At 69.1% G+C, this 23,272-nt stretch carries 20 protein-coding genes; 3 read left to right on the top strand and 17 right to left on the bottom strand.

From position 1 onward, the window contains the following. Positions 1–14: 14 nt before the first annotated feature. Positions 15–1,391 carry an ethanolamine permease gene (gene eat / locus NRY95_13655; GenBank protein UYC14779.1) on the bottom strand — a complete coding sequence of 459 codons (1,377 nt, stop codon included), beginning with the start codon at positions 1,389–1,391 and terminating at the stop codon, positions 15–17. Between the two features lie 620 nt (positions 1,392–2,011). On the opposite strand from eat, the gene NRY95_13650 reads away from it, so the two are divergent. Next, the gene (locus NRY95_13650) at positions 2,012–3,619 is read left to right on the top strand and encodes a diguanylate cyclase (GenBank protein UYC14778.1); all 1,608 of its coding nucleotides are present in this window, start codon (positions 2,012–2,014) and stop codon (positions 3,617–3,619) included. 426 nt (positions 3,620–4,045) lie between these two features. On the opposite strand, the gene NRY95_13645 is transcribed toward NRY95_13650, so the two are convergent. The 3 genes from NRY95_13645 to yidD are packed head-to-tail and all read right to left on the bottom strand — an operon-like array spanning position 4,046 to position 6,513. Next, positions 4,046–4,906, bottom strand: coding sequence for a M23 family metallopeptidase (locus tag NRY95_13645; GenBank protein UYC14777.1), 861 nt, complete (start codon positions 4,904–4,906; stop codon positions 4,046–4,048). Further along, entirely contained in the window at positions 4,906–6,240 is a 1,335-nt protein-coding gene (locus NRY95_13640; protein ID UYC14776.1) for a dihydroorotase, read from the bottom strand. Before NRY95_13640 ends, NRY95_13645 begins: the two co-directional genes overlap by 1 nt. Then, complete coding sequence (yidD, locus tag NRY95_13635) at positions 6,241–6,513, bottom strand: membrane protein insertion efficiency factor YidD (protein ID UYC18589.1); 273 nt, start codon at positions 6,511–6,513, stop codon at positions 6,241–6,243. A 131-nt stretch (positions 6,514–6,644) separates the two neighbouring features. Between yidD and dksA the strand changes: the two genes are divergently transcribed. After that, complete coding sequence (gene dksA, locus NRY95_13630) at positions 6,645–7,736, top strand: RNA polymerase-binding protein DksA (GenBank protein UYC14775.1); 1,092 nt, start codon at positions 6,645–6,647, stop codon at positions 7,734–7,736. Between the two features lie 300 nt (positions 7,737–8,036). Here the strand turns inward: dksA and NRY95_13625 are convergent, their stop codons facing one another. From NRY95_13625 to NRY95_13575, 11 genes are all read right to left on the bottom strand, one after another. Beyond that, entirely contained in the window at positions 8,037–8,711 is a 675-nt protein-coding gene (locus NRY95_13625) for a DUF3192 domain-containing protein (protein UYC14774.1), read from the bottom strand. Positions 8,712–8,780: 69 nt separating this feature from the next. After that, positions 8,781–9,623: a hypothetical protein gene (locus NRY95_13620; GenBank protein ID UYC14773.1), complete on the bottom strand. Its 843-nt coding sequence runs from the start codon at positions 9,621–9,623 to the stop codon at positions 8,781–8,783. Between the two features lie 352 nt (positions 9,624–9,975). After that, positions 9,976–10,359 (bottom strand): hypothetical protein, encoded by a 384-nt coding sequence (locus NRY95_13615; GenBank protein UYC14772.1) that lies wholly within the window; start codon positions 10,357–10,359, stop codon positions 9,976–9,978. Between the two features lie 73 nt (positions 10,360–10,432). Then, positions 10,433–11,305 carry a hypothetical protein gene (locus NRY95_13610; GenBank protein ID UYC14771.1) on the bottom strand — a complete coding sequence of 291 codons (873 nt, stop codon included), beginning with the start codon at positions 11,303–11,305 and terminating at the stop codon, positions 10,433–10,435. Between the two features lie 106 nt (positions 11,306–11,411). Next, entirely contained in the window at positions 11,412–13,112 is a 1,701-nt protein-coding gene (locus tag NRY95_13605) for a PQQ-binding-like beta-propeller repeat protein (protein UYC14770.1), read from the bottom strand. Then, positions 13,109–13,954 carry a hypothetical protein gene (locus NRY95_13600; GenBank protein UYC14769.1) on the bottom strand — a complete coding sequence of 282 codons (846 nt, stop codon included), beginning with the start codon at positions 13,952–13,954 and terminating at the stop codon, positions 13,109–13,111. Before NRY95_13600 ends, NRY95_13605 begins: the two co-directional genes overlap by 4 nt. A gap of 79 nt (positions 13,955–14,033) precedes the next feature. Further along, a complete protein-coding gene (locus NRY95_13595) occupies positions 14,034–14,609 on the bottom strand; it encodes a 2OG-Fe(II) oxygenase (protein UYC14768.1) in 576 nt (191 codons plus the stop codon). Between the two features lie 55 nt (positions 14,610–14,664). Continuing rightward, complete coding sequence (locus NRY95_13590) at positions 14,665–15,312, bottom strand: hypothetical protein (protein UYC14767.1); 648 nt, start codon at positions 15,310–15,312, stop codon at positions 14,665–14,667. Between the two features lie 53 nt (positions 15,313–15,365). Continuing rightward, positions 15,366–16,190: a hypothetical protein gene (locus NRY95_13585; GenBank protein ID UYC14766.1), complete on the bottom strand. Its 825-nt coding sequence runs from the start codon at positions 16,188–16,190 to the stop codon at positions 15,366–15,368. After that, positions 16,187–18,400 carry a peptidase domain-containing ABC transporter gene (locus NRY95_13580; protein UYC14765.1) on the bottom strand — a complete coding sequence of 738 codons (2,214 nt, stop codon included), beginning with the start codon at positions 18,398–18,400 and terminating at the stop codon, positions 16,187–16,189. Before NRY95_13580 ends, NRY95_13585 begins: the two co-directional genes overlap by 4 nt. Further along, on the bottom strand, positions 18,397–19,671 hold the full coding sequence (locus NRY95_13575; protein UYC14764.1) for an HlyD family efflux transporter periplasmic adaptor subunit: 1,275 nt from the start codon (positions 19,669–19,671) through the stop codon (positions 18,397–18,399). Before NRY95_13575 ends, NRY95_13580 begins: the two co-directional genes overlap by 4 nt. Before the next feature lie 609 nt (positions 19,672–20,280). Here NRY95_13575 and NRY95_13570 point away from each other — a divergent pair. After that, positions 20,281–21,399, top strand: coding sequence for an alpha/beta fold hydrolase (locus tag NRY95_13570; GenBank protein UYC14763.1), 1,119 nt, complete (start codon positions 20,281–20,283; stop codon positions 21,397–21,399). Between the two features lie 25 nt (positions 21,400–21,424). Here the strand turns inward: NRY95_13570 and NRY95_13565 are convergent, their stop codons facing one another. Beyond that, a complete protein-coding gene (locus NRY95_13565; GenBank protein UYC14762.1) occupies positions 21,425–22,675 on the bottom strand; it encodes an MFS transporter in 1,251 nt (416 codons plus the stop codon). Then, entirely contained in the window at positions 22,672–23,109 is a 438-nt protein-coding gene (locus NRY95_13560; protein ID UYC14761.1) for a SufE family protein, read from the bottom strand. The genes NRY95_13565 and NRY95_13560 overlap by 4 nt, the downstream gene beginning before the upstream one ends. Positions 23,110–23,272: the final 163 nt, after the last annotated feature.

The following is a 23,272-nucleotide window of genomic DNA, read 5'->3' as shown; positions in this document are numbered from 1 at the left end:
CGCCGTGTCCTCGATCATGCCTCGCCGCCGGCCTCGGCGGCGATGACGCCGCCGTTGCCGCGCAGGCTCAGCGCGCAGCAGCCCGCGCCGAGCAGCATCAGGCCCAGGAACAGCAGCGCCAGCAGCGCGTTGAACCACACCATCGCCGCCAGGCACACCAGCGCCAGCAGCAGCGCCAGCGCCGGCACCAGCGGATAGCCCGGCGCGCGGTAGCTGCGTTCCAGCTGCGGCTCGGCGCGGCGCAGCTTGAACAGGCTGAGCATGCTCATGATGTACATGACGATCGCGCCGAACACCGACATGGTGATCATCGCCGCGGTCAGCGACATGCCTTGCACCTGCACCAGCCCGTCGCTGTAGATCGCCGCCACGCCGACCACGCCGCCGGCCAGGATCGCGCGGTGCGGGGTGCGGAAGCGCGACAGCCTGGCCAGGCCGTGCGGCAGGAAGCCGGCGCGCGCCAGCGCGAAGAACTGCCGCGAATAGCCCAGGATGATGCCGTGGAAGCTGGCCACCAGGCCGAACAGGCCGATCCACACCAGCATGTGCAGCCAGGTCGAGTTGTGCCCGACCACCGCCTTCATCGCCTGCGGCAGCGGATCGTTGATGTTGGACAGGGTGCGCCAGTCGCCGACGCCGCCGGCCATGATCATCACCCCGAACGCCAGCGTCACCAGGGTCAGGATGCCGGCGATGTAGGCGCGCGGAATGGTGCGCCTGGGATCCTTGGCCTCCTCGGCGGCCATCGCCGCGCCCTCGATCGCCAGGAAGAACCAGATCGCGAACGGGATCGCGGCGAAGATGCCGCCGATCGCCGCCAGGCTGAAGGTGTCCGACCCGGCCCAGCCGCCGCGCACGAAGTTGGCCACGCTGAAGCCCGGCGCGACCACGCCCATGAACACCAGCAGCTCGATCACCGCCAGCACGGTGACGATCAGTTCGAAGGTGGCGGCGATGCCGACGCCGAGGATGTTCAAGGTCATGAAGATGGCATAGGCGCCGACCGCGGCCAGGCGCGGGTCCAGGGTCGGGAACTGCACGTTGAGGTAGGCGCCGATCGCCATCGCGATCGCCGGCGGCGCGAACACGAACTCGATCAGGGTGGCGATGCCGGCGATCATCCCGCCGGCGGTGCCGAACGCGCGCAGGCTGTAGGCGAACGGGCCGCCGGCGTTGGGAATGGCGGTGGTCAGTTCGGTGAAGCTGAAGATGAAACAGGTGTACATCACCGCCACCAGCACGGTGGTGACCAGGAAGCCGAGCGTGCCGGCGGCGCCCCAGCCGTAGCTCCAGCCGAAGTACTCGCCGGAGATCACCAGGCCCACGGCGATGCCCCACAGGTGCAGGGTGCCGAGGGTGGGTTTGAGCTTGTCGATCGTCATTGCGCACATCTCCTGGACGGGGGGAGGGAGAGCGAACGCCGCGGCGAACCACCGCGGGGACTGCGATTGCGCATTGCGCGCCGTAGCGCGCCGTTGCCGGCGCCGGCCGCCACACGGTTATACCGCAAAGCAGCATGGCGCCGCGGGTCAGGCCCGCGGCCGCATTTGGAAACGATCGGCGGCCGCGCTACATCCTTCGGCATGGATTTCAGGGGGCCGTCCGTCCGCTCGGGGGACGGCCACGCCGTGTCTGGCGCGGACGCGACGCGGAACATCGAGTGGCTTCATGCCGATGCGCGGGCAGGTGACGCCGCCGCAGCGGGCGCGCCCGGGCACGTCCGGTCGGCTTGCCCGGGCGCGCAGGCGGCTGCGCGCGGCGCCGACAAGCGGGCGGCCTGCCGTGCCGCCAGAAATGCACCGGCACCTGCCGCGGCCGGGCCGGGTGCTGCAGGCCTGCGCCATGTTCCTGCAGTGTATCGCCGCGTCCTGCGCGATCTCGACGGCGTCCTGGCTGAGTCGGCTCGGCAACCTCACGCCGATCGTCGGCACCACGTCGCTGCTGCCGTGCTCCCTGCCGCTTGCCTTGCGCGGGCAACGCTACGCCTGGCACCTGCTCGCCGTGGGCGCCGTTGCTGACGTTCTGCGTGCTGCGTTGCCTGGAACGGAGCGGATGGCTGCGCCTGGACCAGGCCACGCCCTGGGTGGCGCAGGGCATCGGCCTGGCGCTGGCCATTTCGTGCCTGCTGGTGACGACCGGCCTGGCCGAGCAGATGCTGGAATTGCGCCGCGACCGCGACCGGGTGAACCGGCTGGCGACGACCGGCATGCTCACCCGCGTGGCCACGCAGCAGCGCCTGGCGCAGCCGCTTGCCGTGGCCTCTATCGACATCGACCACGTCAAACGCCTCAACGACGTGCATGGCCATGGCGCCGGCGGCGACTGCCTGCGCTGGGTCGCCGCCTGCGCCCGCGCACGCCTGCGCAGCATCGACACGCTCGGCCGCCAGGGCGGCGAGGAGATGCCGATGCCGGGCGCCACGCTCGCCGTGGCGCAACGCGTGGCCGAGGACATCCGCAGGCATCTGCACGAGCAGCCCCTGCCGCGCGGCGGGCAGACGCTGTCATGCACGCTGAGCGTCGGCGTGGCCCAATGGCGGCCAGGCCAAAGCTATCAAGTCGCCGCTGCAGCGCGCCGACGCGGCACTCTGCGCCAGCAAGGCCGCCGGCCGCAATCGGGTCAGCGTATCCCCGATCACGTCCACCCACCAGGAGTCCCTGCCATGACCGCAAGCCCCGCCGTCTCCGCGCTCGATCCCGCGCAACTGCGCGTCGCCGACATCCTGCTGCAACTGGGCCGCGGTCCGCTCCCGGAACTGATCGCCTGGTGCGGCGACAGCATCTACAGCCATGCCGCGATCGTGGCCGACCTCGGCGACCTCATCGAGGCCGCGGCCGGCGGCGTGCGCCGCTATCCGCTGCAGCAGCGGCTGGCCGATACCGGCAACTATCTGCTGATCGACGCGTGCCGCCCGCTGAGTGACGCCGGCGTCGCGCTCGACGATGCCGATCGCGCCAGCGTGCTGGCCAAGGCGCAGTCGCTGCTCGGCGTGCCGTATCCGCTGGACGGTCTGGCCACGCTGGGCGTGCTGGTGGCGATCCGCGGCAAGTGGCCGCAGCATTGGCTGGCGCGGATCGTGGTGCGCGAGGCGTTGCACCACCTGGTCCGCGACGCCCCTTCGCACATGGTGTGCAGCGAGGTGGTGTATCGCGCGCTGGCCGAATGCGACGCGCAGCCGAGCGGCCGGCTGGCGCCGCAGATCGTGCTGAGCGGGCCGACCCCCCTGCCGTTCCCGGACCTGGACTGGAAGGCATTGTGGGAAGAGGTCTGGCAGCTGCTGCACCCGCAGCGGCAGCAGGCGCTCGGCGACGTGGCGCAGCGCCTGGCCGCAGTGGAGGGCGCGCCGGCGGGCATACTGGCGGCATCGTTGACCACGGTCGGCGACGACGAACTGGCCGCGCGCGCCAATGCGGTACGCGCCGGGCTGGGCCTGGATCCGCTGCCGGTCACCCCCCAGGCGCAGGACGGCGGTTCGCTGCTGGTGGAGGCCGCGGACGACGCGACGCCGACGCCGTTGCCGCATCCCGACCCCAAGCTGGTGATGCCGCGGGACCTGGCCAACAGCCCCTCGCACGTGGTGCTGGGCCGGCTGTTGCAGGCGGAGGATGCGCCGGCGTAGCGCCAAGGCGCCGAGGCAGGAACCGCCGGCTGCGACAGCGCCGCAGCGGACCGCGCCTGTCGCGGCTGAAGCCGCTGCACAAGGTGCGCGGGACTTGCCGGGTGCACTGCGGGAGGAGCTTCATCGCCGACCTTTGTCCGAAGCCGGAAGGGTCGACGCTGCGCCGGTCGCGCCGGATGGCGCGAGGCCGCCCGGAGTCCTGCAAAGGGCAAGTGCGCTTTGCCATGACCGCGAGCGACTTTTGTGGGAGCGACTTCAGGGCACCTCTAATAACCCCAAAAAACTCGACTAAAACGCTCGCAAGTCATTGATGCGCATAGTGCGAAATTTTTAGAATCGAGGTTATTAGAGGTTGCCTTCAGTCGCGACGGGCTTTACCGGCAAGCCTGTCGCGACTGAGGCCGCTCCCACAAAAAGCACAAACGGTTACTTCGTGCGCTCCAGCACCAACAGCGGATCGATACGCACATCGAACCAGTTCATCCCCCAATGCAGATGCGGACCGGTCGCGCGCCCGGTGGCGCCGACCGCGCCGAGCACCTGGCCCTGGGCGATGCGGTCGCCGACCTTCACGTCGATCCGCGACAGGTGCAGGAAATTCGAGCTGACCCCGTAGCCGTGGTCGAGCAGCACGGTGCCGCCGGTCAGGTACAGGTCCGGCGCGGCGAAGGTGACCACGCCGGCCGCGGGGGCCTTGACCGGGGTGCCGGTGGGCACGGCGATGTCCATGCCGGAGTGGCCGGCGCCGGGTTGCCCGTTGTACACGCGGGCATTGCCGAAGCGGCCGCTGATGCGGCCCTGCACCGGCCAGATGAAGGGCGTAGCGAAATCGGTGCGGTCGTCGTCGCGGTCGCGCGCGGCGGTGACTTGCGCCTGTTCGCGCTTGATCCGCTCGGCGATCGCCGGCGGCGGGTTGACCGTCTTCGGCGGCACGCCGTTGACGCGTTCGAGCGGCCAGTCGCGCGGGGTCACCGCGATGTCGATGCTCTCGCTGCCGCCGTCGGCGCGCTGCACCAGGATCCGCAACGGGCCGCGTTCGTCGCGGCCGATGCCGAACACCACGCTGCCGTAGCCGCTGACCCGCAGCGTGCGCCCGGCGTACTGCACGCGGCTGCCGGGCGCCACCTTGCCGATCACCAGCGCGCCCTGCGAGGCGCTGGCGGGGAACACGCTGCGCGTGTCGGCGCTGGCGGCGGACCCGGCCTGCGCCTGCAGCGACGGGATCGCCAGCACCGACGCCAGCAGGCCGAGCGCCAGCGCGGCGCCCGGCACGCGTGCGCGCCGCATCAGCGGTCGAACGCCAGGCGCTGCCCGTTCGGGCTGCCGACCAGGCGGGTGCCGTCCCAGGCCAGTGCGCCGTTGACCCAGGTCGCGGCGATCTTGGAGCGGAACGTGCGGCCTTCGAACGGCGACCAGCCGCACTTGGACAGGATGTCCTCGCGGCGCACGGTGAAGGGCGTATCGTCGATCAGCACCAGGTCGGCGTGATAGCCCTCGCGCAGGAAGCCGCGCTCGTGCACGTCGAACAGCAGCGCCGGCGCATGCGCGAACTTGTGCACCACCTGGGCCACGCTGAGCCGGCCTTCGTGCACCAGCTCCAGCGCCGCGACCAGCGCGTACTGCACCAGTGGCAGGCCCGAGGGCGCCTGCGCATACGGCTTGCTCTTCTCTTCCCAGGTGTGCGGCGCGTGGTCGGTGGCGAGCACGTCGATCACGTCCTCGGCCAGCGCGCGGATCAGCGCCTCGCGGTCGCTGGCGTCCTTGATCGCCGGGTTGCACTTGATCAGGTTGCCCAGCCTGGCGTAGTCGGCGCGGTCGAAGCGCAGGAAGTGGATGCAGGTCTCGGCGGTGATGCGCTTGCCCTGGATCGGGCCGGGCGCGAACAGCGCCAGTTCGTCGGCGGTGGAGATGTGCAGCACGTGCAGGCGGGTGCCGTGCTTCTTCGCCAGCGACACCGCCAGCTGCGAGGATTTGAGGCAGGCCTCGCGCGAGCGGATGTCCGGATGCATCTCCGGGGTCAATGCGTCGCCGTACTTTTCCTTGAACGCGGCCAGGGTCGCGTCGATGGTCGGAGTGTCTTCGCAATGGGTGATGATCGGGGTCGGCGCGTCGCGGAAGATCGCGTCCAGCGTCTGCGGATTGTCGACCAGCATGTTGCCGGTGGAGGCGCCCATGAACACCTTGATCCCGGGTGCGGTCTTCGGGTCCAGGGTCTGGATCGCGGCCAGGTTGTCGTTGCTGGCGCCCAGGTAGAAGCCGTAGTTGCCCCAGGCGCGGCCGGCGGCGGCGTCGTACTTGGCCTGCAGCGCCGCCGCGTCCAGGGTCGGCGGGTTGGTGTTGGGCATGTCCATGAAGCTGGTCAGGCCGCCGGCCACCGCGGCCGCGGACTCGCTGGCGATGTCGCCCTTGTGGGTCAGGCCGGGTTCGCGGAAGTGCACCTGGTCGTCGATCATGCCGGGCAGCAGCCAGCGCCCGGCGGCGTCGACCACGGTCTCGCCCTCGCGGGCGGCCAGGTGCGGGGCGATCGTGGCGATGCGGCCGTCGGCGATGCGCAGGTCGCCCTGGGTTTCCTGGCCTTCGTTGACCAGGCGGGCGTTGACGATGAGCGTGGAGGAGGACATTCAGTGTTTTCCTGGGCAGCGGCAGGCCGGCGGCGCCGCGGGATCGGGCACCGGGTCGAACCCGCCGGGATGGAAGGGGTGGCAGCGGCCGACGCGGCGGGCGGCCATCCAGCCCCCGCGCAGCGCGCCGTAACGGGCGATGGCGGTGACCGCGTAGGCCGAGCAACTGGGCACGAAACGGCAGCGCGGGCCCAGCAGGGGGCTGATGAAGCGCTGGTACAGGTGCAGCAAGGCGATGAGAGCGCGGGCGATCACCCGGCCATGATATGCCAGTTGCGCAACGGGGCCGCCGTTCACCGCCCTGCCGTTCACTAGCGTGTAGACGGTGTGGTTGCCGCTGGGGGTAGGGTAGGCTATAAAGGCCCGCTTTCCCGGGCCCCGGGGAAACCAAGGAAGAGCGATTCGTGGCTGCTAAAAAACCTGCAAAGAAGGCCGTCAAGGCCGCCAAGAAGCCCGTCCAGCCCGTTGCCAAGAAGGCGACGGCGTCCGCTGCTGCCAAACCGCTGAAGAAACCGGTGGCCAAGCCGGTGGCCAAGCCCGCGCCGGCCAAGAAAGCCCCGGCCAAGGCGGTGGCGAAGAAGCCGGCGCCCAAGCCGGTTGCCGCCGCGCCGGCCAAGAAGGCCCAGCCCAAGCCGGCCGCCAAGCCAGCGAAAGCCGCCGCCAAATCCGCCGCCGCGCCGGTCGCCAAGCAGGCTGCACCCGCAGCGAAGCAGGCCACGCCCGCAGTGAAACCAAAGCAGGCCACCGCCCCGGTCGCCCCGACGGTGTCCAAATCCGTACCGAAGCCGGCTGCCAAGCCGGCGCCGGCCAAGTCTGTCCCGGCCAAGGCCGCCACGCCCGCCGCAGCACCGGTTTCCCAGCCGGTCGCCGCCAAGCCCGCTGCGCCCTCGGCCCCGCCACATAAGAATCCCGTGTCCGTTTCGAAATCCTCCGCGAAAACCCCCACCAAATCCGAATCCACCCCCAAGGCGCCGGTCGCCAAGCCCACCGGCAAGGTCGCCGTCGCGGTGACCGCCAAGTCCAACACGCCGGCCAAGCCGGCCAAGTACAAGGTGGTCGAGTACAAGACCGACGAAGCGACCGGCCGTCCGATCCTGCCCAAGGGCTACAAGCCGGCCGGCGACGAGGAGTACATGAGCACGCTGCAGCAGGAGTACTTCCGCCAGCGCCTGCTCAACTGGCGTGCCGATCTGGTCGAGGAGTCCAAGCAGACCATCGAGAACCTGCGCGACGAAGTCCGCGACATCGGCGACGAGGCCGAGCGCGCCACCCGCGAGACCGAGAACTCGCTGGAGCTGCGCACCCGCGACCGCTACCGCAAGCTGATCGGCAAGATCGACAGCACGCTCAAGCGTCTGGATGCCGGCGACTACGGCTACTGCGTGGATACCGGCGAAGAGATCGGCCTGGAGCGCCTGGAGGCGCGCCTGACCGCCGAGCGCACCATCGATGCGCAGGAGCGCTGGGAGCACCTGCAGAAGCAGCAGGGCGACTGATTCGCCAACACCTGCGTCTGCGTTCGCCCAAGGCCCTGCTCGCGCGGGGCCTTGTGCTTTCTGGTGATCGCGCCGATCCGGCCGGCCTGCCTGGCTGTCTGCCGCCAAGCTTTCGATCCGGTGCCGCGATGGCGGGGGGAGGACAGTGGCGATGGCGTCTGCGTCGCGCGTGGCTGCTGCGCCTGGCGCGTCCACGATGGCGTGCGTGCAGGTCCAGCGCCGCCGCCGCTCCGGTGCCGACGGCCCGGAGCGGCGCTGCGGCGCACGCCGGTCACCGCGCTGCGGGGACGACGGCGACATTCAGCGGACGCCGTTGACCAGGCCGCTCTTCGCGTCCTTGAGCAGTTGCAGGCCGGGCAGGCCGAAGCTGTCCAGGTCCGCCTTGCTGGCCGCGATGTTCAGCCCGACGATGGCCGAGGTGTCCGGATCCACGTCCACGCCCAGCGGCATGGCGGCGAACTGGACATAGTCGCGGCTGTCGTTCCATTGCGGGCGGCCGCCGATCGCCTGGAGCAAGCGGTCGACGTGGGTGCCGACCGGCTGGCCGAGCAGGTCGAAGGGCAAGGGGACGTTCGGATCGGCGAAGGCGATCAGGTTGGTGACCCGGTCGTGGCGGAAGCCGACGGCCAACTCACTGTGGACGAGCGTATCGAGCGGGCGTGGATGGCGCGCCAATTGCGTCTTGAAGTCGCGCGGGTACAGGTACATCACGCTGAGCGTGTCCGGATCCGCGGCATCGGCGCGGGTGACGTCCGGCTGGCCGAGCGCGGCCAGGACCTGTTGCTTGCGCATGCCCAGCGCGACCGGGCCGATGCGTGTGCACGGCGCGGGCAGGGTGGCCGCGCTGGCGGAGGCGGCGAAGGCCTGGCGCAACGCGGGTATGCAGGCAGCGGTGTCGTTGCCGGCGGCGTTGGCCTGCGAGACGGCCATGCCGAAGGCGAGCAGGCCGAACAGCGAAAGGGAGCGGGGTGTCATCAGGGATCTCCGTAGCGTGTGGTGGCGAATGAGGCCGGGATGCGCATCCCGGCCTCACCGCAGGGTGAATCAGTTGCCGTGCCAGCCTTCGCGGTGGCCGTAGGCCGTGACGAAGGCGCTCTGCTGGGCGCTGGTCAACGAGCTCCACTGGTCGGTCGGATTCAGGCCCGAATTGGTGGTGATGGTGGTGATCATCTCCGCGGTCGGGTTCTCGCTCGGCGGCGACCAGGTGCTGATGATCTGGCTGAGCGTGGCGGTGCCGTTGTTGTTGTCGTTGATCCGGTTCATGTTGGCCACCGCGGCGTCGAGCCCGGCCTGGGGATTGGAGAAGATCGCGAAGCCGCGATCGTTGCCGAGCGAGCCGTGGTCGTCGGCGAAGCTGCCGGAACGGATGTCGAGCGGATTGTTGTCGCGGTTCGGGTGGGTGCCGGTGACCTGCTGGGTGGAGCCGTCCGCCGCGGTGTAGGTCACCGTGGTGCCGCTGGCCGATGCGGAGGTGGCCGGATTGGCGTTGCTGCCGGCGCCACCGTCGCCTTCGCCACCGTCGCCATCGCCGCCGTCACCATCGCCGTCGCCGTCGCCGCCATCTCCCTCGCCGCCATCGCCTTCTCCGCCTTCGCCTCCCTCACCACCTTCGCCACCTTCGCCACCTTCACCGCCCTCGCCACCTTCACCGCCTTCACCGCCTTCCCCGCCTTCGGCCTCGATCGGCGCGTCGAACTCGGCGACGGTCTGCATCGCCACCGCCTTGTGCATCGCCGCGTGGTGATGGTGGTGGGTCCTGGCCTTGGCGTGGTGCGCCTTCTTGTGCGCCTTGGCGTGATGGATCGAGCTGGAGAGCGGGTGCGCGCCGATCGAAGCGCGCGTGCCGCCGGCGACCATATCGATTTCGATGATATCGAGCGTTCTCATGTAGATCCTTTGACATGTTGCGGGGAAGGAGCCGTCCTCGCTTCGGCTGATCCGGCCGCACGGCGCATGGCCGCACGCCCGGATCGATCCTGCCGCGCGCGCGGCGCTGCGGCGACGCGACAAGCGTGCGGCCGGCCGTGGTCTCCTCGGCTGCGCGCAAACGCTCGAACGCGTAGAGATGGTTCATGCAGAGCGGCATGCCGATGCGTCCCGGGAACCGGAGAGCATCGCCACGCCGAGGGTCGCTTGCGGCCGCAGGCCGGCGCGACGTGGTAGCCGGCACTGCGTGCCGCGTGCCACGTATCGCTCCGGCAATCGCGCTTTCCGCAAGGATGAGCAGCGTGCCGAACGATCACATCCGGCGTGGCGCCGCCGCTCCCTCGCTGGAGCACACCAGTGTCAACTCCAGCTGGCGGACGGTCCAATGCGACGGCGTGTCGATCGTCCCGGTCGCGTGCACGCGATAGGCGGGACAGTCCGCATCCTCCTCGGGATTGTCCTTGATGTCGCAGCTGCCCTCGATCACGAAGGTGCGGGTGCCCTTTGCGCTGCGTGTGAATGTCAGCTTCGGGCACTCCCCGAACGTTCTCGCCAGGACGATGTCGTTCTTCAGGACATAGGCGAGCGCCTGTTGGGCTTCGTTGCCGGGTGCGGGTTGCATCGCCTGCAACGATCCTTGCGCGGCGAAGACGAGAAGCGACGCCATGCACATGCGCGGCAGCCAGGGGGACTTCATGGGGAATCTCCTATAGGTGATTGTCTTCCGGGCCGGAGTGGCTTCGGCCCGGAAGAGGGGAGTGGGATCCGGGTTACTTGAAGACGCTGATATGGACGTGCGTCGTGTCGCCGCTTTCCCGGCTGGCGGCGGTCCAGTCCGCGGTGGGGCTGGACCTGATGAAGTTGCCGGCGGGACCTTCCACGTAGCTGACGTTGGGATCGTTCATCGCGGCATTCTCCAGCGCCTGCGCGTTGTCGAAGCCTGTGCCGCTGGTGCCGACGTGCACGTCGTTGATGATGTTGATATCGACGGCGTTGCCGGTGTAGTGGGCTGAGTTGGGAGTGTGGCTGCCGTTGGTCGTGGCGGAGATGTCGATGCTGTTGACGCCATCGTCGTTGTCGAGCACCGAGTTCAGCGCCGAGGCCATCCTGGACGTGACCGGATTGTCGCTGCTCGAGCCGTCTTGCGTGTTCTGGTAGGTGATCGAAACCGTTCTGCCATCGCTGGTCTGGTGGCTGCTGCCTATGTTGGTATCGGCCGGCCCGTTGCCGTCCGCATCGTTGCCGTCGTCGTAACCGCCTCCGCCGTCGCCTTCGCCACCCTCACCGCTGTCACCGCCTTCGCCACCGTCACCGCCGTCACCGCCTTCGCCTCCCTCACCACCTTCACCACCTTCACCACCTTCACCTCCGCCGCCGCCGTCACCTCCGCCGCCGTCGCCAATTTCGCCACCGTCGCCGCCTTCACCGCCTTCGGCCTCGATCGGCGCGTCGAACTCGGCGACCGTCTGCATCGCGGCCGACTTGTGCATCGCCGCGTGGTGGTGATGGACCCTGGCCTTGGCGTGGTGCACTTTCTTGTGCGCCTTGGCGTGATGGATCGAGGTGGACAACGGCTGTGCGCCGATCGAAGCGCGCGTGCCGCCGGCGACCAGATCGATTTCGATGATATCGAGCGTTCTCATGTTGATCCTTTGACATGTTTGCGGGGAAAACCGTCCTCGCTTCGGCTGATCCGGCCGCGTGCCGTGCCTGCCGCGCGCCCGAACCGATCCTGCCGCGTGCGCTGCGCTACGACGACGCGGCAAGCGCGTGGCCGGCCGCGCTTGCCCCGGCCTCGCGCAGGCGCTCGAACGCGTAGAGATGGTTCATGTAGGTCGAGACGAAGATGCGCCGGCCATCCGGCGAGACCGCGACGCCGTTGGTGACCGCGTCCGGCAGCTGCAGCACGCCCTTGGTCTCGAGCGTGTCGATGTCGATCTCCACGACCCGGCCGCCGTTGCTGCCGACGATGACGCGATTGCCGACGCGCCTGGGCGAGGCATACACCCGCGCGCGCAGATTGATCTTCTTGAGCAACTGCATCGTGTCCACGTCGATGACGTACAGATGGCGGTCGCCGGAGCCGCAGAACAGCTTGTTGCCGGCGAACAGCGGCGTGGTGTAGCAGATTTCCTCGGTCTGCCATTCGCCGCGCTTCTCGCCGGTGGCCACGTCGAGGAGGTAGATCGACTTGTCGAAGGAGGCGAAGGCGGTCAGCCGCCGTTGCTCGTCGACGGCGGGCGCGTATTTCACCGAGCGCCGCGTCGGGAACCGCCACACGATGGCTCCGCTCCTGGCATCGAGTGCGAGCGTCTCGTGATCCGCGCTGCCCCAGATCACCAGATCGCCGCCTTCCCAGTAACCCGCCGAGCCGTGCTGCAGCTTCTCGACCTGATGTTCCCAGACCTTCTCGCCGGTCGCCATGTCGTAGGCGGCGAGACTGCCCTGCGCCCAGGGGCGGACGTACTCGATGCCGACATACACGAGGTTGTGGCGCGGCACCAGCAGCGGCGAGGCGCCGATCCAGTCGCCGTCCGGATGCGTCCAGATCTCTTCTCCGGTCTGCGCGTCCAGGCAATAGAGGGTGCCGTTGTAGGCGCCAAAGTACAGGCGCCCGTCGTGATGGGCCGGGCACGACCAGATGCCTTTCTTGGTGTAGGCCGCGCCGGCTACCGGGTATTCCCAGACCAGCCCGCCGGTCTCGGCGGAGAACGCCTGCATCTTCGCCGCGTCGCAGCCGCGGAAGAGCATGTCGCCGACCAGCAGCGGCGCGGACTTCGGCACCACGTGATAGGCGAAGCCGCCGGGCGTCGCGGTTCGCCACAGCTCGCGGTAGGCCTGCGTGGGGTGCGGCGTGCTCTGGTCCGGCGGAAGGTCGAAGTCCTTCAGGGTGAACAGCGATTGCACGGCGATGCCGTGGATCTTGCGCCACTGCATGCCGGCCCTGGACAGGAAATCGACCACCACGAACACCTCGCGCAGCGGGTGGCCGGCCATGGCGATGACCGCGCGCGCCTTTTCGGCGCTGTTGCCGGAGTTGAGCGAGTCGTCGACCAGCACGATCGGCAGGTCCAGCACCTCGCCTTCGATCGCATTGCCCAGGCCCGTGGTCTTGCGGTCCTTGCGGATGATGAAGCCGTTGACCGCGCCGCGCTCTTTCGGCGCGGTCAGCAGCAGCGCGGTGAGCAGCGGGATCGCCGCCGTCTCCAGGCCGCCGAGCTGGAACGGTTCGCGGCTGGCGTTGCGCTCCCAGAACGCGTGGGCGATCTGCTCGAGCGCCTCGCGCTGCATGAACACCCGGCGCAGGTCGAACAGCCAGGTGTACGCGCCGCCCTTCTTGGTGATCAGCGGAATGTTCTCGGCCGCGGTGTGCAGGCCGATGGTCTGGATGATGTCCCGGATCGATTGCATGGTCATCGTGTGCTCTGCGCGGGTGGTCGGGGAGGTCATGGGGACGCCGCAGCGTCCAGCGTCTTGAGGTAGGCATCGACCGGCGGTCCCCAGATCGCGGAGCCGCGGCGGCCGAAGAACAGGTGATGCCCGTCGTCGCCGTAGGCGGCGGGCGCGACCAGTTCGGCACGGCCGCCGGCCTGCACGAAGGCGCGATGCAGCGCGGCGGCCAGCGCCGGGTCGAAGAAGCTGTCGTTGCCGGTGTAGATCCACAGCATCGGCGTGCTTGCGGTCGTGCCGAAGCGGCCCGCGGCCTCGACCAGCTTCTGCGGCTGGCAGTTGCTGTTGGGCCGATCGTGGTAGTGGCCGCCGCGGCCGCCGGCCATGTTGACGAACGCGCCGACGTTCGGGTGCGGCAGGCTGTCGTAGGCCAGCGTGCCCCAGCCGCCGGCCGACTGGCCGACGACGATGGCGCGGCCCGGGTCGAGGCCGGGCAGGGTGGTGACGAAATCCACGATCGTCTTGAGCTGCCGCGCCGTCTCCAGGCCGGCCTTGGCGTAGTCGGCGCGGTCGCAGCCGTCGTAGCCTTCGGTCCAGGGGCCGCCGGTCGCGCCGTAGCCCAGGCGCAGCACCAGCGCGACGGCGTAATGCCGGTGCAGGAACCATTGCGCCGATTCGCCGCTGCAGGTTTCCAGCGTCATGCCCGGCCGCTCCGACGCCTTCGCTGGTGAGCCGTGGGCGATCACCACCACCCGCGGGCGATGCACGCCCTCGGGGCGGCACAGGCGCCCTTGCAGCGTCCACGGATGTCCGCTGTCGTCGACGATGGGGATCTGCAACGGTTCGCCCAGGTCGGCACGGCTGCGGCCGAGAGCGTCCGCTGCCGCCGCGTGCGGCGCCACGGCGAAAACCAGGAGCGCCGCGACAAGCGCGCGGCATGGCATGGTGGTCTGCATCGGAGGTCGTCTGTTGGGCGGCGGTCTAGCGGCGGATGCGCCGCATGTGGAACGCGAGGGTGGTGCACAGCGTCGGGCAATCGCGGGCCGGGGCGCGCGACGCACGCACGATCGCGCCGTCGAACAGCACCAGCCGGCCGGGACGCGGACGGATGGAGATGCACTCGCGCGCGGCATCGTAGAACACGGTTTCGCCGGCCCAGCCGTCCTTCCACTCGCTGCTGGTGTAGAGCAGGGCGACCCGCTCCTGGTCGGACGGTTTGGCGTAGTGATGCGCGGCGCCGTCCTGTCCATGCGTGTGGCCGCTGGCGTAGGCGCGGACCAGGCCGTAATCGGGCGCCAGTTCTTCGCGGATGTGCCGCCACACGTCGTTGAGCGATTCCAGCCCCGGCGTGGCGTTGAGCACGTCGTCGTGGATGGCCCGGTCCTGCGCGTTGCGGCTGCCGCACAGGTGGATGTGCCAGGACGGCTGCGCGTCGCCGAGCAGGCCCGGGTAGAGGCCGTACGCCCAGCCGCCGCGGCCGCTGGCCAGCTCCGGCAGATGCTGCACGTCGACGAAGTTGTTGACGACCTTCAGGGATGACGCTTCCGATGACGACACGAGGCTACCTCATGGATTCGTAAAGAATGAAAAGAGCGGGGGATGGGCAACGGCATCAATGTTTCGGCGGAGGCTGCGGCGCGGCGTCGTCCCCGAAGCAATTGCGTTGCGGGCCTTGTTCCGGGAGACGGACAAGGCTGACCTGGTCGTACGCACCGACCCGCAGCCGGTAGGGCACCGCGTGCCAGTTGTCGGGAAGCGACGGTTGCTCCGAGCCGGTTGCGACGTTGCGGGAGGCTTCGCAGGCGTAAAGCACGAGGGCGGACGTCGTGCCCTGGTCGTCGAACTTCCCCTGCGTTCTCGCATCGACAGGGCCGGCGACGCGCCACCACTGTCGATCCGAGACGCTCCACAGCGCGAACTTGGAGTGGTCCTCGAGTTCCCAGCGCGTGGAGACCAGAAGCCCCACGCGCGGGCAGCTCGTCGCGCCGGCACCGGCCGTGCCGGCGCCCCTGTCGCAATCGCCTTCGCCATACTTGGTGCTGTAACGCCACACGGCGATGGAAACGCCGTTCTTCAGGTCCGATTTGGCGACAAGATCGAGCGTGTTGATCGTCATCGGCAGATCGGTCAATGGCCCGTTCGAAGCAACCGCGCTGAGCCCCGCTTCGGGCTGCAGCTGCACCTGTGCGAGGGCCGGCTGTCCGGCGGTGCCGACGATGCTCGCCAGGAGCCAGCAAGGAACCGTGTTCTTGCGTTGCATGGTGGATACCTCCCGGCGTTCGGCTGCGCTGATCGGACGCGTGCGCTGCCGGATTATTGGAAAACGGAGATATGGACGTGGGTCGTATCGCCGGGGATGCTCTTGGAGGGCGAGAAGTCGCCTCCCGGCGTGGAGCGGGCGAAGTTGCCCATCGGTCCTTCCACGTAGCGCACGTTGGGATCGTTCATCGCCGCCTGTTCCAGGCTGGTGGCGTTGGCCAGCCCGGCACCTGAGTTGCTCACCACCACGCCGTTGATGGTGTCGATATCCACCGCGTTGCCCGAGGGATGATCGCCGGTCGCGGTGTGCACGCCGTTGGTGGTTGCGGAAATATCGACGCTGTTGGCGTCGGTGTCGGCGGCCAGAATGTCGTGGATGGCGGTGACCAGATTGGCGCTGACGGACTGGTCGCCGTTTTTGCCATCGCGGGTGACGTAGTTGTAGGTAATGGTCGTGGTGTGGCCGTTGTCGCCGGTGGTCGAGTCGCCGATGTGATCGGTCGGCGGGGGATCGCTGTCGGGCGCGCTGTCGTCGCCACCATCGCCATCGCCATCGCCATCGCCGTCGCCTCCGGTCGCACCATCGCCATCGCCGCCTTCACCGCCAGCGCCTTCGCCACCCTCTCCCCCTTCTCCCCCTTCTCCCCCTTCTCCACCTTCTCCACCTTCTCCACCTTCGGCTTGCTCTTCGGCGGTATGCAGCATTTGCGCAGCGAAGGATTTGTGCAGCATTGAGTGGTGCTGGGCCCTGGATTTGGCGTGATGCACCATTTTGTGCGCCTTGGCATGGTGGATCGAGGTGGACAGCGGATGCGCGCCGATCGACGCCCGCGTTCCTCCTGCCACCAGATCGATTTCGATGATGGTCAGTGTTCTCATGGCGTGTCTCCAATTGACGATGTCGCTGGGATGGGCGCCGCGTGGCGCGGCTGGGGACGGGAAAGGGTCGCCCCTTCGCACAGTTCGATGACACGGTCCGCATGCGCGATGGTCTCGGGCCGGTGCGCGATCACGATGCGGGTGATGTTCAGCGCCTTGATGGCGTGGTTGAGCCGCCGTTCCATGGCGACGTCCAGGTGGCTGGTGGCTTCGTCCAGCACCAGGATCTGCGGCCGGCGATACAGCGCCCGGGCCAGGAACAGGCGCTGCTGTTGTCCGCCGGAAAGGGACGAGCCCATGTCGCCGACCAGGCTGTGATAGCCCATGGGCATGGCCACGATGTCCTCGTGCACGCCGGCAAGGCGCGCTGCGTCCTCGATGTCCTGCGGCGTGGCGAGGGCGTCGAACAGACTGATGTTTTCTGCGATCGAACCGGTGAACAGGTGATCGTCCTGCATCACGCTGGCGGTCATCGCGCGATAGCGCGACTTGCCGAGCCGGCGCAGATCGATGCCGCCGATCTCGATCGATCCCTGCTGCGGATCGAGCAGGCCGAGCAGCAGCCGGATCAAGGTGCTCTTGCCGCAGCCGGACGGGCCGACGATGGCCACCGATTCGCCCGGCCGCACAGTGAAGCTGCACTCGCGCAGGATCCATGGCTCGCCTTCGGCATAGCGGAAGCCGACCTTGTTGAACGCCACGCCCGGTTGCGGCAGCGGACCGACGTGCTCGCTGCCGGCGTAGGCTTCCGGCGCGGTCAGTACGATGTCGGCCAGGCGCTCGGCCTGCAGGCGCAACATGCGCAGTTCGATCGCGTAGTCGATCAGGCTGGCGACGCGGCTGCTGAACTGGTCGCCGTAGGCGACGAACGCGGTCAGCATGCCGACGGTGAACTGGCCCTTCAGCCCCAGCCACGCGCCCAGCCACAGCACGCCCAGCCGTTGCGCGCCGGTGGCCAGGCCCTGCAGCGCGGTGAACAGCATGTCCAGGCGCTGTACCGCGATCGAGGTGTTGAGCGTGTCGGCCGCCGCATTGAGGTAGCGCCCGGTCTGCTCGGCTTCCTGGTTGTGCAGGCGGATGGTCTGCACCCCGCGTACCGCTTCCAGGAAGCGGCTGTGCTGTTTCGCCGTCACCGTGATCTGGCTGAGGTTGGCCTCGCGGTAGATGCGGAAATACAGCAGCCGCAGGCCCGCATACACGGCCACGGCGCCGAGCACGATGGCCGACAGCAGCGGGCTGTAGACGAACAGCACCACCAGGGTGATGCTGGCCATGAGCCCGTCGAGCAGGATCTCCACGAAGCGCGTGGTCAGGGTCTGCTGGATCGCGTCGATCGCGCCGAAGCGCGACACGATGTCGCCGAGGTGGCGCGCGCCGAAGTAGGCGTGCGGCAGCCGCATCAGGTGCTGGAACACGTTGCCGGTCCAGCCCAGGTTGAAGTGGGTGCTGAGCCACATCACCGTCCAGCTGCGCAACGTGGAGACCAGCGTTTCCAGCACGATCAGCAGGGCGAAGCTCAGCCCGAGGAAAGTCAGCAGGTCGTGGTCGCCGTCGGCGATGACCTGGTCCACCACCAGTTGCATGAACAGCGGCGCGAGCAGGGCGAACAGCTCCAGCACCAGCGCCAGGCCGAAGATCTGCGCGAGCCCGCGGCCCAGGCCGCGGATCGAGCCGGCGAGCGAGCGCAGCGAGACCGGCGGCGCCTCGCGCTGGCGCTGGAACGTGGGGCCTTTCGAAAACTCGATGGCGACGCCGGTGAAATGCCGCGCGACCTCGGCCAGCGGCAGGGTGCGCACGCCCACGGCCGGATCGTGCAGGGTGACCTTGTTCCTGCCGACCTCGTGCAGGACCACGAAATGGTCGAGATCCCAATGCAGCACGCACGGGGTCTGCAACTGGCCGAGTTCGTCCATCTCCAGCCGCAGCGGCCGGCTCTGCAACCCCAGCGCATGCGCGACCTCGATCAGGCGCCGCGCGGTCATGCCCTTCAGCGACAGGGTGAAGCGCCGGCGCAGCGCGGCCAGGTCGGTATGGTGGCCGTGGTAGCCGGCGATCATCGCCAGGCAGGCGAGTCCGCACTCGGCCGCTTCGCACTGGAGCACGTTCGGCAGCCCGCGCGAGCGCCAGAAACGCAGCCGCGGCGTAGCTTCCGCGCGAGCGGCATGCAGGCGCTCGTCGTTCGCGCTGCGATCCTCGGCGTGGCGGCTCACGAACCGCTGCTCCAGCGATGCCCCATGCCGTACAGCGGTTCGAAGATCCATTCGACGATGCGGCGCCGGTCCAGCAGCATGTCCGCCTCCAGCGCCATGCCCGGGCGCAGTGGCTGCTGCTGTCCGTAGGCCTGGACGTTCTGGTTGGCGAGATCCACGCGTGCCAGGTACAGCGAGTCGGTCGATGGCGGCGTGCCGCCGCCGAGCAGCAGGGTCACCTCGCCGGGCATCAGCGCGCTGCGCGAGACGCTGCGCACCACGCCATGCTGCAGGCCGAATTTCTGATAGGGAAAGGCCTGGTAATGCAGGGTGACCTCCACGCCCGGATGCACGAAGCCGACCGCCTGGCTGGGCACCAGCAGCTGCGCCTGCAGCCGCGAACCGTCGGGCACGATGGCCAGCAGCGGCTGTCCGAGCGACACCGACGCGCCGGGCTTGACCAGCAGCGAGGAGACGATGCCGCTGGCCGGCGCGCGCAGTTCGCTGGCGCGGGTCGCTTCGTTCTGGGCCAGCGCCTGTTCGACCTGCGCCAGTTGCCGGCGCAGTTCGTTGAGCTTGGCCGAGACCGCCAACGGCAGCTGGGTCAGCTGGTCGTGGAGCGCGCTCAGTTGCTGGCGGGTGCTGGCGCGCTGCTGCTGCAGCGAGCGCAATTGCGATTCGTCGGCCAGCAGCGCCGATTGTTCCTGCTCGACCTGCAGCGCCGGGATGTAGCCGCCCGCCACCAGCCCTGACCATTTGTTGACCAGGTCCTGGACCAGCGCCATCTGTTTCTTCTCGATCGCCATCTGCGCGTCGATCTGCGCCAGCTGGTCCTTCAGCAGGGTTTGCTGGGTCCGGTTGTCCTCGGCCTGCTGGTCGCGCAGCGTGAGCGCGTCGCCGATGTCCTGGCGCAGGCTGACGGCCTGCCGTTGCAACTGCGTGCTGACGCCGGCCGCGGTATTGCCCAGCGCCTTGCTCGTATGTTCGCCGGACAGGGACACCAGGATCTGCCCGGCGGCGACGCGATCGCCTTCTGCGGCGGCGACATGGTCGACCACGCCCACGCTGTTGGCGGTCAGGCTGATCAGGCCGGCGCGCGGCACCAGCAGGCCGGTGACGTGAACGCGCTGCGTGTAGTGCCCGGCGAACAGCCAGGCCAGGATCGACGCACCGACCAGCAGCGCGGCCACGGTCCATGCCTGGGTCGAGACCGGAGTGGCCAGTCGCACCGTCCCCAGCCATGCCTGGCTGGGTGCGTCCAGCACCTCGCTGCGAAAAAGCGAATCTTCCATTTCACATCTTTCCGTTTGAACTTCGCACAGGAAAACGCGGGCGGCGGCGAACTTGGCGCTCGGTCAAGACGCTGCAGCGGATCCTGGATTTACGGTTCCAGCCGTGGCTTTCGCCAACCTTTCCGTATCCAGGCGCTGCAGCTCGGCGGTCGCAGGCACGTTCGCCGCATGGCGTCGGCATGCGCGGCCGCATGCACGTTTCGCCGATCGAGTGCGAGGAAAACCAAGGCGGTTGCCGCGCAAGCGCGCCGGCGCATGCGACGCGGCAAGGTCGTAGACAAATACGTTGCATGCGCATGCGGCAAGGTTTTCGCAGGTCGGGAAGGGCGCGCTTGCGCGGCCGCGCAGGCCGGACCCGGCGTGGGACTTAAATGCATCTGTCATGGCACCGCCTCACACTGAAGGTGTGGCGGACGGCCACGTCGTCGCCGCTTTCCGAATGCTTTCCAGTGGTCTTGTTCTTGCGCTGCAGCGCACGGTCGTCGTGGCCGTGCAGGGTCCTGTGGCGTGGTGCTGCAACGCCATCGGCGCGGAGCGCGGTGGGCGCCGCGCGCTGGGCGGGCCGTCGCGCGTGCGGCGCCATCGGCAGCGGGCAACGGGCGTGTGCGCATGAGTCGCCGATCCGTCGCTGACGCAGCACGGCCGCGCACGCCTGGCGCCTGGGCATGGCGCTACGCGCGCTGGCCGCTGCTGGTCGTGCTGGTGCTGCTGACGATAGTGGCGCTGGGCCCGCGGGTCAGCACGGCGCTGCCGCAAAGCGCACTGCCGACCGTGCCGCAGGATCCGCTTGCGCTGCAGGCCTGGCTGGACGCGCGCGAGCGGGCCACCCCCGGCCTGCGCGCGGACAACCAGGCGCGCATCGTCTGGGCCGACCCGGCGCATCCGGGACGCCGCGATTGCGCCATGGTCTATCTGCACGGTTTCACCGCCAGCCAGGGCGAGGGCGCGCCCACCCATCTGCGCCTGGCGCGCAGCTTCGGCTGCAATCTGTACCTGCCGCGGCTGCCCGGGCACGGGCTGGTCGCCGCCGACGCCTTGCGCGGCATCGATGCGCCGCGCCTGCTCGACGGCGCGGCCGAGGCGCTGGCGATCGCGCAGGTACTGGGCCGGCGGGTGGTGGTGATCGGCAATTCGATGGGCGGCGCGCTGGCGCTGCAGACGGTGGCCGCGCACCCGCAGCACGTGCAGGCCCTGGTGCTGTGGTCGCCATTGGTGCGCGAGCACGGCGAGCAACTGCAGCCGATGCTGTGGCCGTGGGGCGCACAGCTGCTGCTGTGGTCGCGCAACGGCGGCGATCCGGTCATGCGCTACCCGGTCGACAGCGGCTACTGGGCCGACGCCACCCATGTCGACGGCTACCGCGCGCTGGCCGCGCTGACCCGCGGCGGCATGTTGCCGGCGACCTATGCGCGGATCCATGTGCCGGTGTTCCTCGGTTACTACTATCGCGACGCGCAGCATCAGGACGCGACGGTGTCGGTGGCGGCGATGCAGGCGATGTTCGCGCAGCTGGGCACGCCGCCGGCGTTGCGCCAGGCGGTGGATTTCCCCGATGCCGGCAATCACGTGCTGGCCTCGCCGATCCGCTCCAGGGCGGTGCCGGCGGTGTTCGCCGCGACCTGCCGGTTCCTGGCCGGCAAGGGCGGGTTGACCCAGCCGGCGAACCTGCCCGGTTGCGCGGCGGCGTGGGACGCTGACGAGCGCCTGGACGCCGCCGCCGCGCGCTGAGCGCGACGCGGCAGCTACCGCGCCGTCACTGCAGTTCGCGCAGGTCCAGCTTGCGCAGCTTCGGCGCTTTCCAGGCGGTAATGCCGACCACGACCAATGTCACGCACCCGCCCAGTACTACCGCTGGCACCAACTTGATCAGCCGCGCCATGACCCCGTCGTAGAACGCGCCCAGCTCGTTCGACGAGCCGATGAAGATGCCGCTGATCGAGGACACGCGGCCGCGCATCGCGTCCGGCGTGACCAACTGCAGGATGGTCGAGCGCACGATCACCGAGACGCCGTCGCACATGCCGTAGACCAGCAGGATCGCCGCCGACAGCCAGAAATGCCGCGACAGGCCGAAGGCGATCGTGCACAGGCCGAAGCCGGCCACCGCCAGCAGCAGGATGCGGCCGGCGTTGCGCTGCAGCGGGCGCCGCGCCAGCCACAGCCCGACCAGCACCGACCCCAGCGCCGGCGCGCCGCGCAGGATGCCCAGGCCCTCGGGACCGTAGTGCAGGATGTCGTGGATGAAGGCCGGCAGCATCGACACCGCGCCGCCGAGCAGCACCGAGAACATGTCCAGCGCCATCGCGCCGAGCATGATCTGGTTGGAGAACACGAACTGCGCGCCTTCGGCGATGCTGCGGAAGATCGGTGCACGCGGGCCGTCGTTGACCGGTTCGGTCACGCGCAGCAGCAACAGCGCCAGCATCGCCACGCAGGCTACCGCCATGGCCACGCCGTAGGACAGGCCTTTGCCGCCCCAGCCGACCAGCACCCCGCCCAATGCCGGCCCGATCACCATGCCGGTCTGGAACACAACGCTGCCGATGCTGGCGCCGCGCGCATACGCTTCGCGCGGCAGCACGCGCGCGAACAGCGCGTTGTACACCGGCGCCAGGAACGCCCGCGCCGCGCCGGTCAGCGCGATCGCCGCGTAGATCGGCCACACGCCGCGCATCGGCAGCCAGCCGTGGGTCAGCGCGGTCAGCACCGCCGCGGTGGAGATCAGGCCCAGGCTGGCGAGCATGCCCAGCCGGCGCCGCGGCAGGTGATCGACCAGGTAGCCGGCGAACGGCGCGATGCAGAAGAACGGCAGGATCTCGGCCAGCCCGATCAATCCCAGCGAGAACGGATCGCGGGTGATCTCGTAGATGTGCCAGCCGACCGTGACCGCGACGATCTGGTAGGACAGCATCGTGCAGATGCGGTAGGCCAGCACCAGCGCGAAGCCGGGATGCGCCAGCAGCGTGCGCAGGCTCTGCGCGGGAGAGGGGAGCGGGGCGCTCATGCCTGCGCGCGCGCGCTGTCCTGGATGAACGCCAGGATCGCGGCCAGGCCGTTGCTGCGGGTCGGCGACAGGTGCTTGCCGAGGCCGATCGCGGCGACGAAGTCCGGCGCGGTGGCGAGGATCTGTTCGGCGCTGCGCCCGGAGTAGACCCGCAGCGCCAGGTAGATCAGGCCGGAGACGATCGCCGAATCGCTGATCGCATGGAACACCAGCCGCTGCGCATTGCCCTCGGGCACGATCCACACCATCGACTGGCAGCCGTGCAGGCGGTGCTGTTCGGTCTTCCATTGCTCAGGGAATGCGGGCAGCTTGCGGCCCAGATCGATCAGGTACTGGTAGCGCTCGGACCAGTCGCTGAAAAAGCCGAATTCCTCGGCGATGGCGGCCTGGGCGTCGGCGGGCGTGGGTTCGAGCGGGAAATCGGTATCGGTCATCGCAAATCCAGAGTCGATCGGTAAAGCCCCTCTCCCCTCGGGAGAGGGGTTGGGGTGAGGGGACGGGCGCAGCCTCGCGAGAAATCGATGCTCGCCGCTTCGCCCGTACCCTCATCCGGCGCTGCGCGCCACCTTCTCCCGATGGGAGAAGGGAGGTGACGGT

Origin of the sequence: Xanthomonas campestris pv. phormiicola (assembly GCA_025666215.1) — a bacterium.
Taxonomy (GTDB): domain Bacteria; phylum Pseudomonadota; class Gammaproteobacteria; order Xanthomonadales; family Xanthomonadaceae; genus Xanthomonas_A; species Xanthomonas_A campestris_A.
The sequence above is the reverse complement of the archived record's forward strand: the minus strand, read 5'-3'. Positions and strand labels throughout refer to the sequence as shown.